The 14,960-nt window shown below is 63.5% G+C and carries 21 protein-coding genes and 1 tRNA gene; 1 reads left to right on the top strand and 21 read right to left on the bottom strand.

The annotated features are described in order from the left end of the window. Positions 1-6: 6 nt before the first annotated feature. The 20 genes from Har1129_RS16180 to Har1129_RS16100 form a co-directional block, all read right to left on the bottom strand. Complete coding sequence (locus tag Har1129_RS16180) at positions 7-537, bottom strand: hypothetical protein (RefSeq protein ID WP_151101757.1); 531 nt, start codon at positions 535-537, stop codon at positions 7-9. 2 nt (positions 538-539) lie between these two features. Beyond that, entirely contained in the window at positions 540-803 is a 264-nt protein-coding gene (locus Har1129_RS16175; protein WP_151101755.1) for a hypothetical protein, read from the bottom strand. Between the two features lie 76 nt (positions 804-879). Continuing rightward, positions 880-1,017: a hypothetical protein gene (locus tag Har1129_RS20745; protein WP_191906832.1), complete on the bottom strand. Its 138-nt coding sequence runs from the start codon at positions 1,015-1,017 to the stop codon at positions 880-882. Next, positions 1,017-1,817: an ATP-binding protein gene (locus Har1129_RS16170; protein ID WP_225307833.1), complete on the bottom strand. Its 801-nt coding sequence runs from the start codon at positions 1,815-1,817 to the stop codon at positions 1,017-1,019. Before Har1129_RS16170 ends, Har1129_RS20745 begins: the two co-directional genes overlap by 1 nt. 226 nt (positions 1,818-2,043) lie before the next feature. Beyond that, entirely contained in the window at positions 2,044-2,289 is a 246-nt protein-coding gene (locus Har1129_RS16165) for a hypothetical protein (RefSeq protein WP_151101754.1), read from the bottom strand. Beyond that, positions 2,286-2,861, bottom strand: coding sequence for a hypothetical protein (locus Har1129_RS16160; protein ID WP_151101752.1), 576 nt, complete (start codon positions 2,859-2,861; stop codon positions 2,286-2,288). The genes Har1129_RS16165 and Har1129_RS16160 overlap by 4 nt, the downstream gene beginning before the upstream one ends. 4 nt (positions 2,862-2,865) lie before the next feature. Next, the gene (locus Har1129_RS16155; protein ID WP_151101750.1) at positions 2,866-3,435 is read right to left on the bottom strand and encodes a hypothetical protein; all 570 of its coding nucleotides are present in this window, start codon (positions 3,433-3,435) and stop codon (positions 2,866-2,868) included. Further along, positions 3,428-3,553 (bottom strand): hypothetical protein, encoded by a 126-nt coding sequence (locus Har1129_RS21240; protein WP_255518350.1) that lies wholly within the window; start codon positions 3,551-3,553, stop codon positions 3,428-3,430. Before Har1129_RS21240 ends, Har1129_RS16155 begins: the two co-directional genes overlap by 8 nt. Continuing rightward, positions 3,544-4,164, bottom strand: coding sequence for a hypothetical protein (locus Har1129_RS16150; protein WP_151101748.1), 621 nt, complete (start codon positions 4,162-4,164; stop codon positions 3,544-3,546). The genes Har1129_RS21240 and Har1129_RS16150 overlap by 10 nt, the downstream gene beginning before the upstream one ends. Beyond that, entirely contained in the window at positions 4,161-5,510 is a 1,350-nt protein-coding gene (locus Har1129_RS16145) for a hypothetical protein (protein WP_151101747.1), read from the bottom strand. The genes Har1129_RS16150 and Har1129_RS16145 overlap by 4 nt, the downstream gene beginning before the upstream one ends. Before the next feature lie 99 nt (positions 5,511-5,609). Beyond that, entirely contained in the window at positions 5,610-5,849 is a 240-nt protein-coding gene (locus Har1129_RS16140; protein ID WP_151101745.1) for a hypothetical protein, read from the bottom strand. Next, the gene (locus Har1129_RS20740; protein ID WP_191906831.1) at positions 5,842-5,988 is read right to left on the bottom strand and encodes a hypothetical protein; all 147 of its coding nucleotides are present in this window, start codon (positions 5,986-5,988) and stop codon (positions 5,842-5,844) included. The genes Har1129_RS16140 and Har1129_RS20740 overlap by 8 nt, the downstream gene beginning before the upstream one ends. Continuing rightward, positions 5,981-6,433, bottom strand: a complete 453-nt coding sequence (locus tag Har1129_RS16135; RefSeq protein ID WP_151102178.1) for a hypothetical protein — start codon at positions 6,431-6,433, stop codon at positions 5,981-5,983. Before Har1129_RS16135 ends, Har1129_RS20740 begins: the two co-directional genes overlap by 8 nt. Positions 6,434-6,602: 169 nt before the next feature. After that, the gene (locus Har1129_RS16130; protein WP_151101743.1) at positions 6,603-7,160 is read right to left on the bottom strand and encodes a sigma-70 region 4 domain-containing protein; all 558 of its coding nucleotides are present in this window, start codon (positions 7,158-7,160) and stop codon (positions 6,603-6,605) included. A gap of 175 nt (positions 7,161-7,335) precedes the next feature. Further along, positions 7,336-7,407 (bottom strand) — tRNA-Ala (locus tag Har1129_RS16125). 140 nt (positions 7,408-7,547) lie between these two features. Then, complete coding sequence (rpsJ, locus tag Har1129_RS16120) at positions 7,548-7,859, bottom strand: 30S ribosomal protein S10 (protein WP_004515425.1); 312 nt, start codon at positions 7,857-7,859, stop codon at positions 7,548-7,550. 3 nt (positions 7,860-7,862) lie between these two features. Next, complete coding sequence (gene tuf / locus Har1129_RS16115) at positions 7,863-9,128, bottom strand: translation elongation factor EF-1 subunit alpha (RefSeq protein ID WP_005537153.1); 1,266 nt, start codon at positions 9,126-9,128, stop codon at positions 7,863-7,865. Between the two features lie 275 nt (positions 9,129-9,403). Beyond that, positions 9,404-10,348, bottom strand: a complete 945-nt coding sequence (locus tag Har1129_RS16110) for a homoserine dehydrogenase (RefSeq protein ID WP_151101742.1) — start codon at positions 10,346-10,348, stop codon at positions 9,404-9,406. Next, complete coding sequence (locus Har1129_RS16105) at positions 10,345-10,878, bottom strand: amino acid-binding protein (RefSeq protein ID WP_004959075.1); 534 nt, start codon at positions 10,876-10,878, stop codon at positions 10,345-10,347. Before Har1129_RS16105 ends, Har1129_RS16110 begins: the two co-directional genes overlap by 4 nt. An 83-nt stretch (positions 10,879-10,961) precedes the next feature. Beyond that, positions 10,962-11,183: a hypothetical protein gene (locus tag Har1129_RS16100; protein ID WP_151101740.1), complete on the bottom strand. Its 222-nt coding sequence runs from the start codon at positions 11,181-11,183 to the stop codon at positions 10,962-10,964. Positions 11,184-11,292: 109 nt separating this feature from the next. On the opposite strand from Har1129_RS16100, the gene Har1129_RS16095 reads away from it, so the two are divergent. Further along, entirely contained in the window at positions 11,293-12,387 is a 1,095-nt protein-coding gene (locus tag Har1129_RS16095; RefSeq protein WP_370455434.1) for a peptidase, read from the top strand. A gap of 187 nt (positions 12,388-12,574) precedes the next feature. On the opposite strand, the gene Har1129_RS16090 is transcribed toward Har1129_RS16095, so the two are convergent. Next, positions 12,575-14,761, bottom strand: coding sequence for an elongation factor EF-2 (locus Har1129_RS16090; protein ID WP_151101738.1), 2,187 nt, complete (start codon positions 14,759-14,761; stop codon positions 12,575-12,577). Positions 14,762-14,960 lie beyond the last annotated feature (199 nt).

Here is a 14,960-nt window from a genome sequence, read left to right as displayed (position 1 = left end):
CGGTGATCACCGCCGTCCGTGCTGCTCGACTGCGTTGCTCTCGATGTACACCTCGGAGTTGTCCCAGTCGACCTGTGCGGCCGAGTCGGCCATCAGGTACAGCGTGTCGATGTCCCGAACGTCGATCTTCGGCACGGAGTCGCCGCCGTTGGGGGCGTTCTCCGGGGCCTGAAGCTCGATCTTCACGCTGTCGATGTTATCGACGTTGCGCTGCTCGGAGATAGTGAGCTTGACGTACTGGCTGATGTTCTTCAGCGTTTCCGAGACCTTCATCGCTGTCTCGTGGCCGGACGGCTCGACCGCGAAGTACAGCGAGGTGTTGGTCGGGAGCGGGTCGCCGTTGGAGTCGCGCAGGTCCATGTAGACCGGCATACCGCCCTGCTGGCCCTGTGCAACCGAGTTCAGGAAGCGGAGGAACTGGCCGCGCTCCGGCACGATTTCGAGGATCGGCGTCGGCCGGGGGCTGGCCGGCGCGTTCTGTGCGACTGTGACCGCTTCGGCCGTGCTGCCTTCGCTGGCGAAAATATCTTCGGACATGCTCAGTTATCTCCCGTGAACCGCTCTCGAAGCGCCTCCACGACGTGGACGCCGCCGCCGAGTGCGACCTTGCGCCCCTCGCCACCGTAGACAGCGCCGCCGACCGCGACGGTCGCCCCGTACGCCTCGTCGGGCAGGTCTTTGCCCATCTTGGTCTCAATTCCGTACTTGACTGCGGCAGGGCCGACGAACCCGACCATCACGAGGGCTACGTCCACCACGTAGTCCTGCGAGGCGAGTGTCGACGTTGCATTACCAAAATCCATGCAATCGTCCCGTTTAGGCCGGTATACCTTCAAGAACCGACGAAAAAGCGTAGCGGTCTGCTTCGGGGCGCTTCGGTCAGTACTGCGAGTCGTCCATCAGGACGCGGACCACCTCGGCATTCGACGGCTCGCTGCCGGGAAGGTCACAGTCGATGCGCTCGCGGGCTTCCTCGAACCGTTCGCTGCTCTCACCGCGCAGGGTGATTTGTGTCATCATGTGTATTCTGGGGCGTTGAGGTCGTTGCCTTCGCTTCCGTAGTGCGTGCTGTCCATTGAGACGTTTGCAGTGTTGAGCCGGCTTCGCTCGCCGTCGTCGTCTGAGTAAATCCACTCTGTGCCGGTGATAGAGCCGTCTGGGTCCTTGTGCTTCTGTAGCGACGTGGGCCGCTCTCTGTCGTCCGGCAGCAGGTTGTCAGGGAGTCCCGACGGTGGCAGGTCCGCACCGGGATCGTGCAGGTCGGCAGGGTACTGAATAGAGGTTTCGAGTGGGCCGATTTCGCCGCCGTCGAACCCTCCAATCATCCGGGCATGGCACTGTGTGAGTACGCTTTTGTCTATCTCTGCCGTCCGCTGTGTGACCCACATTGTCGACGTACCAGCGCCCCGGCCGGTCGTCGCCAGTTCTTTCACCGGCTGTGGGAGCTTCTGGCGCTGAGGGGCGACAAAGTGGGCCTCATCGACTACTACGAGTTGGTCCCGATCTAGTCGACGGACTGCCGAGGCGATACGGGTGCAGATTTCGCGCCACCTGTCGGTTCCGATTTCGGCCTTGTGCCGTTCTAAGACGATGTGCGGGTTTGCCTTCAGCACCGCCATCCAGTCCTGTACGGACCACTGTACTTCGACCGGCCCGACGATGAGATGGTCAGCTATCCCGGCTTTGACGAGTCCCCGGTACTCCGCGCAGTAGTCCATTACGACGAGCGCCGCGTACTCGCTGGCGTTGCTCTCCATCCACGCCTGAGCGTGGAAGGACTTCCCCCAGCCCGACTGTGCAACGAAAGCGAGATTCACGCATCTCCCTCCGTGCAGACCCCGGTTCGCGGGGTGTCGCCGCGCCGGAGCGGTCGGAGTCGGAGACGCTTGCGGACCCGGCACCACCACGACGGGCAGCGGTAGGTCCAGCGGAGCGGAGCGACCCCGCGGACGCGCCGAACCAGACACCGCGAGCAGCGCCTACAGATGGGGCGGCCGCAGGCGTCACACTCGCGCCGCCGTTGTTCCTCGATCTCCTGCTCGCTCATTCGTCGGTCTCGGTCTCCACGTCGACGGATTCAAGGCGGTACAGGTCGCCGTGTCCGCTCGTCTTGATGGTCTGAGCGTCCCCGTCTGCGAGGGCTTGCAGGTCGCACTCGGTGAGGGTCGCCCAGTCGGGCCGCTCGTCGGGGTCGATGGGTTCGCCGCTGCCGGCGGTCAGAACTTCGCAGATGGCCCCGGCAAGCAGTCCCGCGACGATTGGTTCGAGCCAAACGTCGTCGATGCTCATGCCAGCACCTCAGTATTCGCCTCGATGGCCTGCTCGGTCTCTTTCGACGGGCCGGCCAGCAGGTCTTCTAGAGCTGTGGCCGCGTTGAACTGCACGACTGTCTGCTCGAACTCGGAGAGCGAGACACCCCACTTCTGGCTGATGTGGTGGTCCGCAAGGTCGCGGTCGCTCGCCTCGATCTCCCCAGACTCAGCGTTGCGGTACGTGTCGGCCCACCGCTCGATTTGCTCGGTCCACTCGTCGGAGTCCATCGCGGAGTAGTGAGCGAGCGCCGCCGGGTCTCCGTCGACAGACTCGACGCACTGCTCTAACCACACCTCTGCCAGCGACGGGCCGCCGGGGGTCTGAGCGTCCACCACGTCGATGATTTCGGCCTGTCGGCCGTCCTTGTCGATGCCGGTCCGGCCGTCGTCGGGGTCGATGCCCAGGGCTTCGCGCTGGTTCACCACCGCTCGCCGCTGGGCGGACTCGATTTCTGCCAGTATCTCCGCGATAGCGTTGATGCGGTCGCTCTCGTGGGGGTTTTCCAGTTCTGCCTTTGCCTCTCGAATCTGCTTGATTTTGTCCATCATGGTCTTAGAGTAGGTCTGCACCGCTCAGTTGGTCGCTCAGTCCGTCCATCAGATCGCCGGCCATGTCGGTCTCGGTCAGTAGCACGACCGCGACGAGACCGGCTGTGCCGATAGCGACCGCCTTACCGGGGGGCACGTCGGCCCCCATGCCGGCCTGCTGTAGCCACTCGTCCACGTTCTCGTCTAGCTCGACAGGCGGGGCACGGGCCAGTTCCTCGATGTCCTCGGCGGTCTTGCCCGGCTCTCCCTCGGTCGACTCGGCAATCTCACCGAGTAGGAGCGCCAGCATGGAAACGTACTGGTCGCCCCACGTCTGCCCGTCGGGCATGGCCGGCTGGTTCGCGGTCTCGTCGGCCGCGCTGGTCTCCGGGTCGTCTTGGTCGTCGGAGTCGTCGGGGTCGCTCTCGTCGCCGCTGGCGGCCCCTGCCTCTTGCTCCACGTCGTCGGGGTCGACAGATAGCTCATCGAGCGATACGTCGGCCTGCTCGTCGGGGTCGATTTCCGGCGGCTCCTCCTCGGTCTCTCCCTCGTCGCTCTCCTGCTCGGCCGGGTCGACCTGCTCGGTCTCACTCATCTCGACCACCGCTCATCTCGCTCAGTTCGCCGCGGTGGTGTGCTGTGCCGTCGTCGAATATCTCGTAGACCTGCCCCTCATCGTCTAAGACAGTCCCGATAGAGTAGGTCAGTCCCATGCAATCTCAGCCTCCGGGTCGTCGGCCATTGGGTCGGCCTGCTCGCTCTCCTCGACTACCTCGCTGTCGACCGGCTCCGGCTGGTCGTCGTCACCGGAGAGGGCAACGAGCAGCAGGCCGAGCAGCAAGATACCAGCCACGAGGGGGACCACAGGCACCCCTCGGCCGCTGGTCGTCTGGCTGGTCTGTCCCCCGTCACGTCCCCCGCTTTGGCTGCTGTCGTCGGGGTCGTCTGGCTGGTCGTCTGCCTGCTGTGCCTGCTGTATCTGCTGGTCGTACTCGGTGGATTGGTCCATATCTTGCTGGTCGCTCTCCGGGTTCTCGGGGGTTTCAGTCTGCTCTCCCCCCTCGGTTTGCTGGTCGTCGTCTCCCTCGTCGTCGCTACCAGCCGCGCCCCCCGTGCCGGGCGGGTCGTCGTCGGGGTCGTTTGGCTGGTCGTCTGGCTGGTCGTCGTTGCTCTCTCCCTGCTCGTGCAGGAGCGGTTTGAGGGTGTCCCAGTCGTGGGCATCGCCGCCCATCGCGTTGATGTGGGACCGGACAGCCGCGAGGGTCTTGTCCTCCGTTTCTCCGTAGTCGCACCCCTCTGCGGGGCAGTAGTATGGCTCCATCATGCGTACTCCATCAGCCCGCCGTCGTCGGGCAGGGCTTCGCTCTTGGCCTCTGCGACGGCCTCTTGTAGCCGCGCATCAGCGTTGTGGCCGGTCACTTCGTTGGGCTGCACTCGCTCGGTAATCTCGACGGCCACTTCCTCGGCCACGGTCGGGTCGGGTAGGTCGCTGGCGAGGTCTCGGGGACCGGCCGGCCCGGTCAGTTTGACGTACCACGAACCGCGCTGCTGGCTGTCGAGAGCGATTTTGTGGGGGCCACCGGTCCACGTCGTCCCCTTTCGCCGCCACGCCTCCGGCGCTACCTCGTTGCCCGCGTCGGCGTCCCCCGTGAGCGTAACCTGCTCTTCGATGCTCTCCTCGGCGTCGGTGTCGACCCCGAGCGTCCCCTGCTGCTCGGTCGACCACTGCCCGGCGTCGTCGGGATCGTCGCCCGGCTGCCCCTCGTCGGCGGGGGCCGCGGCGAAGTGGTCGAGGGTCCGCACCTCGGGGATGCTCTCGGGCATGGCGTCGAGCGCGTCGAGCAGGGTGTGCAGCCGGTCGGGGTGCATCGGCTCTTGGTCGTGCGCCTCCCGTATCCGGTTGATGGCCCGCCACGCCTGCCGGGAGTTGATGACAGCTTCGCGCGCTTCGGTGAGGGCGTCGTCTAACTGGCCCATCCCGGCCTTGTAGCCGGTCCACGAGTCGCGGAGCGCCCCCGCTACCTCCGGTGTTACCTCCATCTCGGGGTACTCGTCGCCCCCGACCGTCACGAGGTCCTGCTGCTCGCTCTGCTCGGGCTGGCTTTCGTCGATAAACTGCGCGACTTCTTCCTCATCGTAGCCGCAGGTCTGGGTCAGGAACTCGCAGGCTTCGGGGTCGCCGTTCTCGCAGTGGCCGCGGGCATGGTCGCACTGGTTGGACTGTGCCGACCGGGCTGCTCTGGCCGCCTTCTCGTCGGTGGTCTCGTCGGCCGACCGCTTCCCGCTCTCTCGGCTCGCTTGCTCCATCACGTCCCGATGCTCGTCTACGGTCAGGGTTGGGTCGTAGTAGCTCGTCCAGTCCTCTACTCCCTCAGACTGGGCGATGCCCTTCACGGCTCTGGCGTGGGGGACGTTCGCCCGCTTCTTCGAGAAGTCGATGCCGTCGCGCTCGGTGTCTGAGAGAGCGACCTGTCCGCCGTCGTCGCCGCCGTCGTCGCGGCTGTCGGCCGCTTCCAGCCGCTCTTGCTCTAAGACCCACTCGGGCGTACCGTTCTCCGCCCATGCCACGGTCTTGAGCCGGCGGTCGTCGTCAGTACACAGATGCTCGCTGTGCCGGTCTCTCGCGGCGTCTGCCGCGTCTTTACTTCCGTACTCTATTCGCTCTGTCACTCGAAGATATGCCTCCGGCAGTACGGACGGACAACCTAGAAATAAAACCTGTTGCTAAGTTAATAATTAAGCAACTAAGCAAAAGACGGGAAAGCTCTGTTACTTGTCAGTGTCCGTGTCTAACTTGTGGGCGCTGTAGGACCAGTTTCCTGAAAGCAACTCTTTCAGGATTCCGAAGCGGCAGGCCTCGCACAGGATTATATCAACTGGCTCTTTCGCATCCGCGTCCCGGTTTCGGTATCCCACAGGCACGCGATTCTTAGCCGTCATGACGAGGGAGCCGCATGCCGCACAGTCGGTGTGGGGCTGTTCAGTACAGTCTGACTGCTGCTCACTCATCGGTTCGGGCACCTCCCCAGTCCCGTGCATCTCGCCGGGTAAGATGAGTCTGTAGCGGGTCAGTGAGTGCGCCGACCTGTCGCCGCTCGTCGTCTTCGATGCCAGCCAGCAGTTCGTCGCGCATAGTCGTCTCAGTCATCGCTGCCTCCGTCGAGGTCGTCCATCCGGGTGAGTGGATGCACCGCGACACGGCCCCACTGAACGGCCATAAACGGGGTATCTCCGAGCGGGCGCAGAACTCCATCCTCGATAACCTCTTTCCCGGTGCTTGGAAACGTGCTTTCAGAGAGTTCGTCTTTGGCTTCCTCGATGGAGATAATTCGTTTCTCCTCGCAGGCCAGAGCCAGATAGGCTTTCGACAGTTTCGGGTCCTGAGGGGCGAGATAGGGGGTATGTTCGGCGTCGGGTAGATACTCGTCGAGCGCGTTCCGCACTACCTCACTCTTGGCGGCCCCGTGGGCGTCGACATGGCTGGTGAAACGCTCCGCGAGAGTGCCTGATAAGCGCGCTTCGGCCCGTTCTTCGGCCTTGTGTCTGTCGTTGCTCTCGTAGTCGCCGGGGAGTCGGCTGCCGGACCCGCTCATGCTTCCCTCCTGTCCGCAGATTGGGGTTCGGTTGCGGACACAGATGAAACGGGGGTCGGAGTACCCCGCATCCGGGTGGCGGTGAACCATGGGTTCATTTCGAGTGGACCATATGGTGGCGGACACCCCCCCACACCCCGTTCTGAGAGTGTGGTGGGTGGGTCCCCCGTCATCGACGGCACCCCGCAGTCTTCTCTCTGGCGTCGGCCAGCAGATTACCGACAGTACCAGCCGCTCGGTCGGTGTAGCGAGCGAACTCCCGAACGCCGAAGCTACCGAGGTCACAGGCGAGGTAGGCGTCGAGTTGGGCAGGAGGAAGGTGGTCGTAGGCAGTCGGGTCGGCATCGAGGAGGAGCCATGCTGGTGGCTCTGGGTACTCGCGGCCGGTATCGAGATGTGCGACGACGATCTGCCCACGGACCCACTGCCACCACAGCGAGGCGACGTGGGCACACCAACCGTCGTTGTAGTGGTAGCCCTGACAGTCGCACTCAGCGACGAGTGTACGGCTCTGTAGCGCCCAGAGAACGCGGTGGTAGCCGTCGCCGTCGGACAGGCTCACGATGCGCTCGGCATCGTTCACGGCACCGCCGTCGTCGCTCTCCTGCTGGGCACGCTGCCATGCCGTCGAGAGTGTCCAGTCGTCGGGCATCGACAGAGTGGGCGGCCCACCAACCGTTCCGGGGAGATCGTCGCTTGGCTGCCAACTGCGCTCGGCACGGCTCATCAACAAATCCCCCCGTTTTCCTTCGCCAGAGTCGCAGACAGCGACGGGGTGAATCCCGTAGCATAAATAATTCGCTCAGAAACCGCTGTAGTTTTCAGAAGACTCTCGGCGAAATAGGTTAGTTGGGTTCTGAACCCGGCGAAAATAGGACCTTCGAAAGGGTCCAAAGTCGCTATGGACTCGCCGGGATTTGAACCCGGGGCCTCTTCCTTGCGAAGGAAGCGATCTGCCACTGATCTACGAGCCCGCGTGGTCTGCCACTCGAACGCGGAGTTATAAAAACCCTGCGCGTGAGAGCGGCCTTCGATAGCGATTCACACTGTCCCGGCCAGCGGTTCGGACGGGCGTACACAACGACGCTGTCGCAAAGCGACAGTTCCCCGAGGGTTAGTCCTCGAGGACGATCTCGATGGAGACGTCGTTGGGAACTTGGATGCGCATCAGCTGGCGCAGTGCCCGTTCGTCGGCGTCGATATCGATGAGCCGCTTGTGGACGCGCATTTCCCAGTGCTCCCACGTCGCGGTCCCTTCACCGTCGGGGGACTTCCGGGTGGGAACTTCCAGCGTCTTGGTGGGGAGCGGAACCGGACCGGAGAGTTCGACACCGGTCTTGTTCGCGATCTCCCGCACATCGGCGCAGATGTCGTCGAGGTCCTCGGGGCTTGTGCCCGCGAGCCGAACGCGTGCCTGCTGGGACATACGTTATCGCTCGTTGACGCTGAGGACTTTGCCGGCGGCGATGGTCTGGCCCATGTCGCGGATAGCGAACGAACCGAGCTCCGGAATCTCGGAGGACGGCTCGATGCTGAGCGGCTTCTGTGGGCGGACCGTCACGACGGCAGCGTCCCCGTTCTGGATGAAGTCGGGGTTCTCCTCGGCGACCTCGCCGGAGGACGGGTCGATCTTCTTGTCGATGGACTCGACAGTACAGGCGACCTGTGCCGTGTGGGCGTGGAAGACCGGCGTGTACCCTTCCGTGATGACGGACGGGTGCTGCATCACGACGATCTGAGCCTGGAAGGTCTCGGCGACCGATGGCGGGTCGTCGGCCGGACCACAGACGTCACCGCGTCGGATGTCGTCCTTGCCGACGCCGCGGACGTTGAACCCGACGTTGTCACCGGGCTCGGCCTTCGGGACTTCCTCGTGGTGCATCTCGACGGTCTTCACTTCACCGGAGACGTCAGACGGCTGGAAGCTGACGTTGTCGCCCGTGTTCAGGATACCAGTCTCGACACGGCCAACCGGGACCGTACCGATACCGGAGATGGTGTAAACGTCCTGAATCGGCAGTCGGAGCGGCGCGTCCGTCGGCGGCTCCGGAGCCGGCAGGTTGTTGAGTGCTTCCAGCAGGATTTCGCCGTCGTACCAGTCCGTGTTCTCGGACTCCTCGGCGACATTGTCGCCTTCGAACGCCGAGAGCGGGATGAACTTGGCGTTGTCAGGGTCGAAGCGGACCTGCGTGAGGAGGTCCTTGACCTCTTCGACGACCTGCTTGTACTCGGACTCGCCGTAGTCGACGAGGTCCATCTTGTTGACGCCGACGACGAGCTCGCCGATGCCCAGAGTGCGGGCCAGGAAGACGTGCTCCTGCGTCTGCGGCTGAACGCCGTCGTCTGCGGCGACGACCAGGACGGCGTTGTCGGCCTGGGACGCGCCGGTAATCATGTTCTTCACGAAGTCGCGGTGACCAGGACAGTCCACGATGGTGAAATCGTAGGCGTCGGTGCTGAACTCCTGGTGGGCGATGTCGATGGTGACACCACGCTCACGCTCTTCGGCGAGGTTGTCCATGACGTAGGCGAACTCGAATCCGCCCTTGCCTTTCTCCTCGGCTTCTTCTTTGTGCTGTTCGATGACGTGCTCCGGTACCGATCCTGTCTCGTACAGGAGTCGGCCGACGAGCGTGCTCTTCCCGTGGTCGACGTGGCCGATAATGGCCAGGTTCTGGTGTTGTTCGTCGCTCATTGTTATCTCTCACGCGCAGAGGCGCTGTATCGGGTTTATTAGCTGGTGGTTCATAAAACGATTTCGAAAGCGTGTAAGCGTCAGGCCGTCGCTTTCTTGCGATTCGGCACTCTATGGCATGGTAGTGTGCCACCAGATAGCTTGGTCAAGCGGACGGCCGATACCGGCAGTCACGGCCGGGTCTGTGGCTTTCGGAGTGCCAAACAGGACTGGTGGCTGGGAAACGTGATGAATGTGAAGAACGACGCGGCCGCGTCGGAGATCCTGCTGGCCCGTTACAGTCGGCCGATGTCGGCAAGCACTGCGCTCGCCGTCTCCGGACCGCCGGCACCACGACCGGAGATGTTGAGCTGGCCGGCGTGTTCGGTCTCCAGTTGGGCGATGTTCCGCGTGCCGGAGACGGCAAGCGGCGCGTTGTCCGGGACGAGTCGCGGGCCGACGCGGACGGAGCCCTCGACGACCTCGGCGATGAGCCGGACGGTCCGGCCGTCCGCCCGCGCGAGTTCGAGCGCGCTGCCGGAGATTTCCTGAATCCCCGTGACCTCGGCATCGTCGAGGGTGTACTCCGTTTCGTCGTCGGACAGAACGTTCGCGATGATGACGCCTTTCAGCGCCGCGTCGGTGCCGTCCACGTCGAAAGTCGGGTCGGCCTCGGCAACGCCGAGGTCCTGCGCTTCCGCAAGGACGTGCTCGTAATCGAGACCCTCGGTCGCCATCCGCGAGAGGATGAAGTTCGCCGTGCCGTTGAGCACCCCGCGGACGGCGGTGATATGACTCGGGTCGAAGTCGTCGATGGTCGAGAGGACCGGCATCGCACCGCCGACAGTTGCCTCGAACAGCACGGACCCCTCGCTTTCGCGTTCCAGCGCGCGAACGTCGGCGTAGCGCTCGGCAACCGGGCCTTTGTTCGCCAACACGGCATGGCGGTCCCGTTCAAGCGCAGCCTGTACGTGGCTGAATCCCGGTTCAGCGTCGCCGAGTGTCGTCGGCGTCGCCTCGACGAGCACGTCGTACTCGGCCGAGAGTGCGTCTTCAGGTGCGTCACTGCCGACGACGCCGTCGGTCCGCTTCCGGTCGAGGGCCTCGGCAGTATCGATACCGTCGCTATCGATAACGGCGCTACTGGAGTCAGCGAACGCAGTAACTGAATGGCCGTGGTCGCTCGCTAATTCGACGACGGAGGAGCCGACTGCGCCGGCTCCGATGACGGCGATTCTCATGCCTCACCTCCTGCAGCGAGCGGCTCAATGACATGGAGCCCTTTTTCATCGGCAACAGTCCGAATAGCGGACATCGTCTCGTCGACCGCACCCTCCTCCGTCGCCAGTCGGATGCGCGCACTGGAGGCATCGTCCGTGCCCTCCGGTGCCGACAGCGAAAGATCGGTCACAGTCGCGTCCGTGGACTCGTGAATCCGCGAAAGCGTGTCAGAGAGGTCTGTGTTGACGAGGTGGCCGGTGAGAATTATCGTCAGCGCCTCGCTGTACTGCTCGGCTCCGGCCTGAATGACGTTGATCCCCGCGTCCCGGAGTGCGTCGACGATACCGTCGAACCGCTCGGGGGTCGCCTCCAGATCGACCTCTACGGGGATGTGACCTCGCGGGGTCACGTTCCCCCGCTCGTGGAAGATAGAGAGGAGGTTCCCGCCGTTGGTGGCGATGGGCTCGAGCGCCCGCAGCAGTTCGCCCGGTTCGTCGACCAGTTCCAGCCGAACTGTGTAGGACCGTACCTCGTCGGTCGAGTCGCTCATCGCCCGCTCACCTCCTGAGTATCTCGGCTCATTGTGGGAGACTCAGCAGGGGCACGTATAAGAAACCGTTCGTTTGGTCGCGTCTATGGCAGAAAGCGGTCGTATAGGTCATCGATCCACTCGTTGTATGCCTCGCCCCGAGTCGACCCCCAAGGATTACGCGAGAAGTAATACATCGCCGCGAACATCCCCGCAAGTGTCAGCGCCAGCCCCGTCGGCAGGACGAAGCTCCAGATGAACGTCGACGTGCCGGCGATGACGGCGGCTACGAGAAGGTCCACAATCTGATGCAGGCGGTCGTTCATACCGCTCTGTTCGACGGCGGTCGACCTAAACGTAGGGCACAACCCTACTGGTGCCGAGACAGACAGGCGAGCGCTACGTTTTTTTGCCTGACGGCAGAGCGTTTCGCGTGTGTTCGCCCTCCAAGCTACATCGCTGTCGACAGGCGTAGCGCTGTTGGTCTTCGGAACGTTCGCCGTCGTCGGAGCGGGCATCGGCGCAGTCGGGAGCGCAGTCGCCCAACGACTCTCGAACCCCGTTGCCAGATACCGGCAGTTGTTCCTCGGCATCGTTCTCCCGTTCACGCTGCTGTCGTACGTCATCTTTCTCGTGGTCGGACTCGGCCACTTGATTGCCGGTGGACAGACCGGAGTAGTCAGCGCAGTGCTAGCGACGTTTGCCGAACTGCTTGCCGCCGGTATCGTCGGGCTGGCCGCTTACGCGCCAACCGTTCCGGGTATCCGTAGCGTTCGGGACATCGAACTCTCGACCGGCCAAGCGGTCGTCCGGATGGGGCGATACGTCCTCGGAATCACTGCGTTGGTGACTGTCGTCGTGGTACCGCTCGAAACTGGGCTGTCGCCCCCCGCATTGCTGGCTCTCGTTGCCGTTTTCGCTGTCACCGTACAGGCCGTTTCCCCGTGGGTCATTCCGCTAATACGGTCGGTCGATAGACCGGACGAGGCGACAGCGGAGACACTAGCGCGACTCCAAGAGCGTGCGGGACTTACTGTCCGAGACGTTCGGGTGTTCGACACCGAACAGGAGAGAACCGCGAACGTGACTGTCCGCGGCGTCCCCGGGTATCGTCGCCTGTTCGTGACGAGTACGTTCCTCGACGTGTTCGACGACGAGACGGCAACGGCCCTCCTCGCAGTCCAAGCTGGCCGGCAGAACGCCCGGGTGCTTACCCGAGTCATGGGTGGTTTGCTCATTGCAGTGGTCCCGCTGTTTGTGGCACTCGCCGACATCGGCCCGCTGTGGCCCCTCGTCGGGGCGAGTCTCGGGCTTTTCACTGTCGGTCTGTGGGTCACTCGCCGCGGCGTCCGGGCAGCCGACGACTATGCGGCCGAGCGCGTCGGCCCGGACGCCGTTGCCGACGCGCTCGAACGGTACGCCGACGTTCACGACATGGAACCGTCCCGCCGACGGTTCGCTAACCCGTTCTCGAAGTCGCCGCCGCTGGGGAACCGAATCGACCGGTTACGGGAGCAAGCGGGTGAATAGGGCAGTCCTGTAGCGAAGCGAAGACAAGAGAACGACGAGTAAGCATACCGCGCGCCGAAGGCGCGGGGTTTCGCTTCTCGCGACCAGCGGGAGCGAGAAGGGAGTTTTTAGCGTAGATTTTTACGAACCCGCTCCCCACAGCGCGCTCGAAGAGCGCGCGAGGAGAGGGGGTGACGTAAAAAGGTACTTAGAAGTAGTCGATAGCCGGGTTCAGTTCCTGCTTCATGCCCTTGCGCTCGCGGATCTCGCTGATCTTGTCCGGCTGGAGGTTGTCAGCAAGGACCTGGAAGCCAGCGTTCTCGGTGTTCCAAGAGGCACGGCCCTCGGTGGCCGAGCGGATGTCCGAGGAGAAGCCGATCATCTCATCGACCGGCGCGACGCCTTCGACGACCATCAGGTCGCCTTCTTGGTACATGTCGTCGACGCGGCCACGGCGGCCCTGGATTTCGCCGCTCGCAGCGCCCATGTGGTCGTTGGGCACGTCGATGCGGACCTGCTGAATCGGCTCCAGCAGCTTGATACTGGCGTCGATGAGTGCGTTGTGCACGGCCTCACGCACCGCAGGGATGACCTGAGCCGGACCACGGTGGATGGCGTCCTCGTGGAGGCGGGCGTCGTGGAGACGGATGAGCGACCCCTGAACCGGCTCGGACGCGAGCGGACCGTCGTCGAGGGCCTCTTCGAGACCTTCGATGACGAGTTCCATCGTCTCGTTGAGGTGCTGGATACCCTTCGTCTCGTCGAGCAGGATGTTGGTCCCGTGGATGTGCTCGATGTTCTGGGAGTCGTCCTTGTCCATGCCAGCGTCCTGCAGCGCTTCACGGCGCTCCAGTTCCGGCATGTCCATCGACGCTTCGCCCATCTTGATCGTCTCGACGATGTCCTCGCCGAGCGGCTCGATGCTGATGTAGAAGCGGTTGTGGTTGTTCGGCGAGCGACCTTCGACTTCGCGGCTGTCGTCCTGTGGGGCCTCGCGGTAGACAACAATCGGCTCACCGGTGTTGATCGGGATACCCTGATTGCGCTCGATACGCTGGCCGATAACTTCCAGGTGCAGCTCACCCTGCCCGGAGATGAGGTGTTCGCCGGTGTCTTCGTTAATTTCGACCTGAATGGTCGGGTCTTCCTTGGCGACCTGCTGGAGCGTCTCGATGAGCTTCGGCAGGTCGTCCATGTTCTGTGCCTCGACGGACTTCGTGATGACCGGCTCCGAGATGTGCTCGATAGACTCGAACGGTGTCATCTCCTCGCTGGAGACAGTGGAGCCAGCGATGGCGTCCTTGAGGCCCGTGACAGCGGCGATGTTCCCGGCGGGGACGCGGTCGACCTCCTCGCGCTCGCCACCCATGTAGATACCGACGCTCTGGATGCGGTTCTTGCCCGCAGTGCCGGAGACGTACAGCTCCTGACCCTTCTCCAGCGTGCCGGAGAAGACACGCCCGGCGGCGATTTCGCCGGCGTGAGGGTCGACACCGATGTCGGTGACCATCAGGACGACTTCGCCGTCCTCGTTGACCATCGCCATGTCGTCGGCGAGCTGGGATTCGGCGTCACCACGCCAGATACGCGGAACGCGCATCGGCTGGGCGTCGACGGGGTTCGGGAAGTGCTCACACACCATGTCGAGCACCACGTCGGACAGCGGCGTGCGCTCGTGGAGCTCCTGACGGTTGTCGTTGCGCTCTAGCTCCATGATTTCGCCGAAGTCCATGCCGGTGCGCTGCATCGACGGCATCGAGACGCCCCACTTGTACAGCGCGGAGCCGAAGCCGACAGTCCCTTCCTCGACGGAGACCGTCCAGTCCTCGATGTCGTCCATCTCCTCGGTCATGCCGCGGATGAGCTCGTTGACGTCCTGAATGACCGCGAGCAGGCGCTTCTGCATCTCCTCGGGTCCTTCCTGAAGCTCGGAGATAAGGCGGTCGACCTTGTTGATGAACAGCGTCGGCTTGACACCCTCGCGGAGCGCCTGCCGAAGCACCGTCTCGGTCTGGGGCATCGCGCCCTCGACAGCGTCGACAACCACCAGCGCGCCGTCGACGGCACGCATCGCACGGGTCACGTCGCCACCGAAGTCGACGTGGCCGGGCGTGTCGATGAGGTTGATGAGGTGGTTCTGGTCCTCGTACTCGTGGGTCATCGAAACGTTAGCCGCGTCGATGGTGATCCCACGTTCCTGTTCGTCTTCCTCAGTGTCCATCGCCAGCTGTTCGCCGGCGGTGTCGTCGGAAATCATGCCGGCACCGGCCAGCAGATTGTCTGTCAGTGTCGTCTTTCCGTGATCGACGTGAGCAGCGATGGCGATGTTCCGGATGTGCTCCGGATCGTCCATCAGTGTCTCACATTCTTGGACGATTTTCTTACGTCGGCCCATTATACAGCTTCCTATCAACAGCAGGGTCAAAAGGATAGTGTTTCACTACGGCCGTGACCGCTCGAAATTCGGCCGTTCGCGTGGCATGGTCTGGCATTCCGACCGGTCGGTATACTGTCGGCTGTAAGCTCGTGAAGAATATTGCCACTGCGGGGTAGCGAATGTATTCGCGAAGTAACAGCTAGCAGTATAGCCGAGG

The sequence above is a fragment of the Haloarcula sp. CBA1129 genome, from assembly GCF_008729015.1.
Lineage (GTDB): Archaea > Halobacteriota > Halobacteria > Halobacteriales > Haloarculaceae > Haloarcula.
The sequence above is the reverse complement of the archived record's forward strand: the minus strand, read 5'-3'. Positions and strand labels throughout refer to the sequence as shown.

Excerpts from the sequence above, each read along its gene's own strand:
- Har1129_RS16135 (WP_151102178.1), bottom strand. The coding sequence starts at position 6,433 with ATGAGCGGGTCCGGCAGCCGACTCCCCGGCGACTACGAGAGCAACGAC.
- Har1129_RS16105 (WP_004959075.1), bottom strand. The coding sequence starts at position 10,878 with ATGAGCGACTCGACCGACGAGGTACGGTCCTACACAGTTCGGCTGGAA.
- Har1129_RS16155 (WP_151101750.1), bottom strand. The coding sequence starts at position 3,435 with ATGAGTGAGACCGAGCAGGTCGACCCGGCCGAGCAGGAGAGCGACGAG.
- Har1129_RS16150 (WP_151101748.1), bottom strand. The coding sequence starts at position 4,164 with ATGATGGAGCCATACTACTGCCCCGCAGAGGGGTGCGACTACGGAGAA.
- Har1129_RS16090 (WP_151101738.1), bottom strand. The coding sequence starts at position 14,761 with ATGGGCCGACGTAAGAAAATCGTCCAAGAATGTGAGACACTGATGGAC.
- rpsJ (WP_004515425.1), bottom strand. The coding sequence starts at position 7,859 with ATGTCCCAGCAGGCACGCGTTCGGCTCGCGGGCACAAGCCCCGAGGAC.
- Har1129_RS16100 (WP_151101740.1), bottom strand. The coding sequence starts at position 11,183 with ATGAACGACCGCCTGCATCAGATTGTGGACCTTCTCGTAGCCGCCGTC.
- Har1129_RS20740 (WP_191906831.1), bottom strand. The coding sequence starts at position 5,988 with ATGACTGAGACGACTATGCGCGACGAACTGCTGGCTGGCATCGAAGAC.
- Har1129_RS16165 (WP_151101754.1), bottom strand. The coding sequence starts at position 2,289 with ATGAGCATCGACGACGTTTGGCTCGAACCAATCGTCGCGGGACTGCTT.
- Har1129_RS16175 (WP_151101755.1), bottom strand. The coding sequence starts at position 803 with ATGGATTTTGGTAATGCAACGTCGACACTCGCCTCGCAGGACTACGTG.
- Har1129_RS21240 (WP_255518350.1), bottom strand. The coding sequence starts at position 3,553 with ATGGGACTGACCTACTCTATCGGGACTGTCTTAGACGATGAGGGGCAG.
- Har1129_RS16180 (WP_151101757.1), bottom strand. The coding sequence starts at position 537 with ATGTCCGAAGATATTTTCGCCAGCGAAGGCAGCACGGCCGAAGCGGTC.
- Har1129_RS16130 (WP_151101743.1), bottom strand. The coding sequence starts at position 7,160 with ATGAGCCGTGCCGAGCGCAGTTGGCAGCCAAGCGACGATCTCCCCGGA.
- tuf (WP_005537153.1), bottom strand. The coding sequence starts at position 9,128 with ATGAGCGACGAACAACACCAGAACCTGGCCATTATCGGCCACGTCGAC.
- Har1129_RS16160 (WP_151101752.1), bottom strand. The coding sequence starts at position 2,861 with ATGATGGACAAAATCAAGCAGATTCGAGAGGCAAAGGCAGAACTGGAA.
- Har1129_RS16110 (WP_151101742.1), bottom strand. The coding sequence starts at position 10,348 with ATGAGAATCGCCGTCATCGGAGCCGGCGCAGTCGGCTCCTCCGTCGTC.
- Har1129_RS16140 (WP_151101745.1), bottom strand. The coding sequence starts at position 5,849 with ATGAGTGAGCAGCAGTCAGACTGTACTGAACAGCCCCACACCGACTGT.
- Har1129_RS20745 (WP_191906832.1), bottom strand. The coding sequence starts at position 1,017 with ATGACACAAATCACCCTGCGCGGTGAGAGCAGCGAACGGTTCGAGGAA.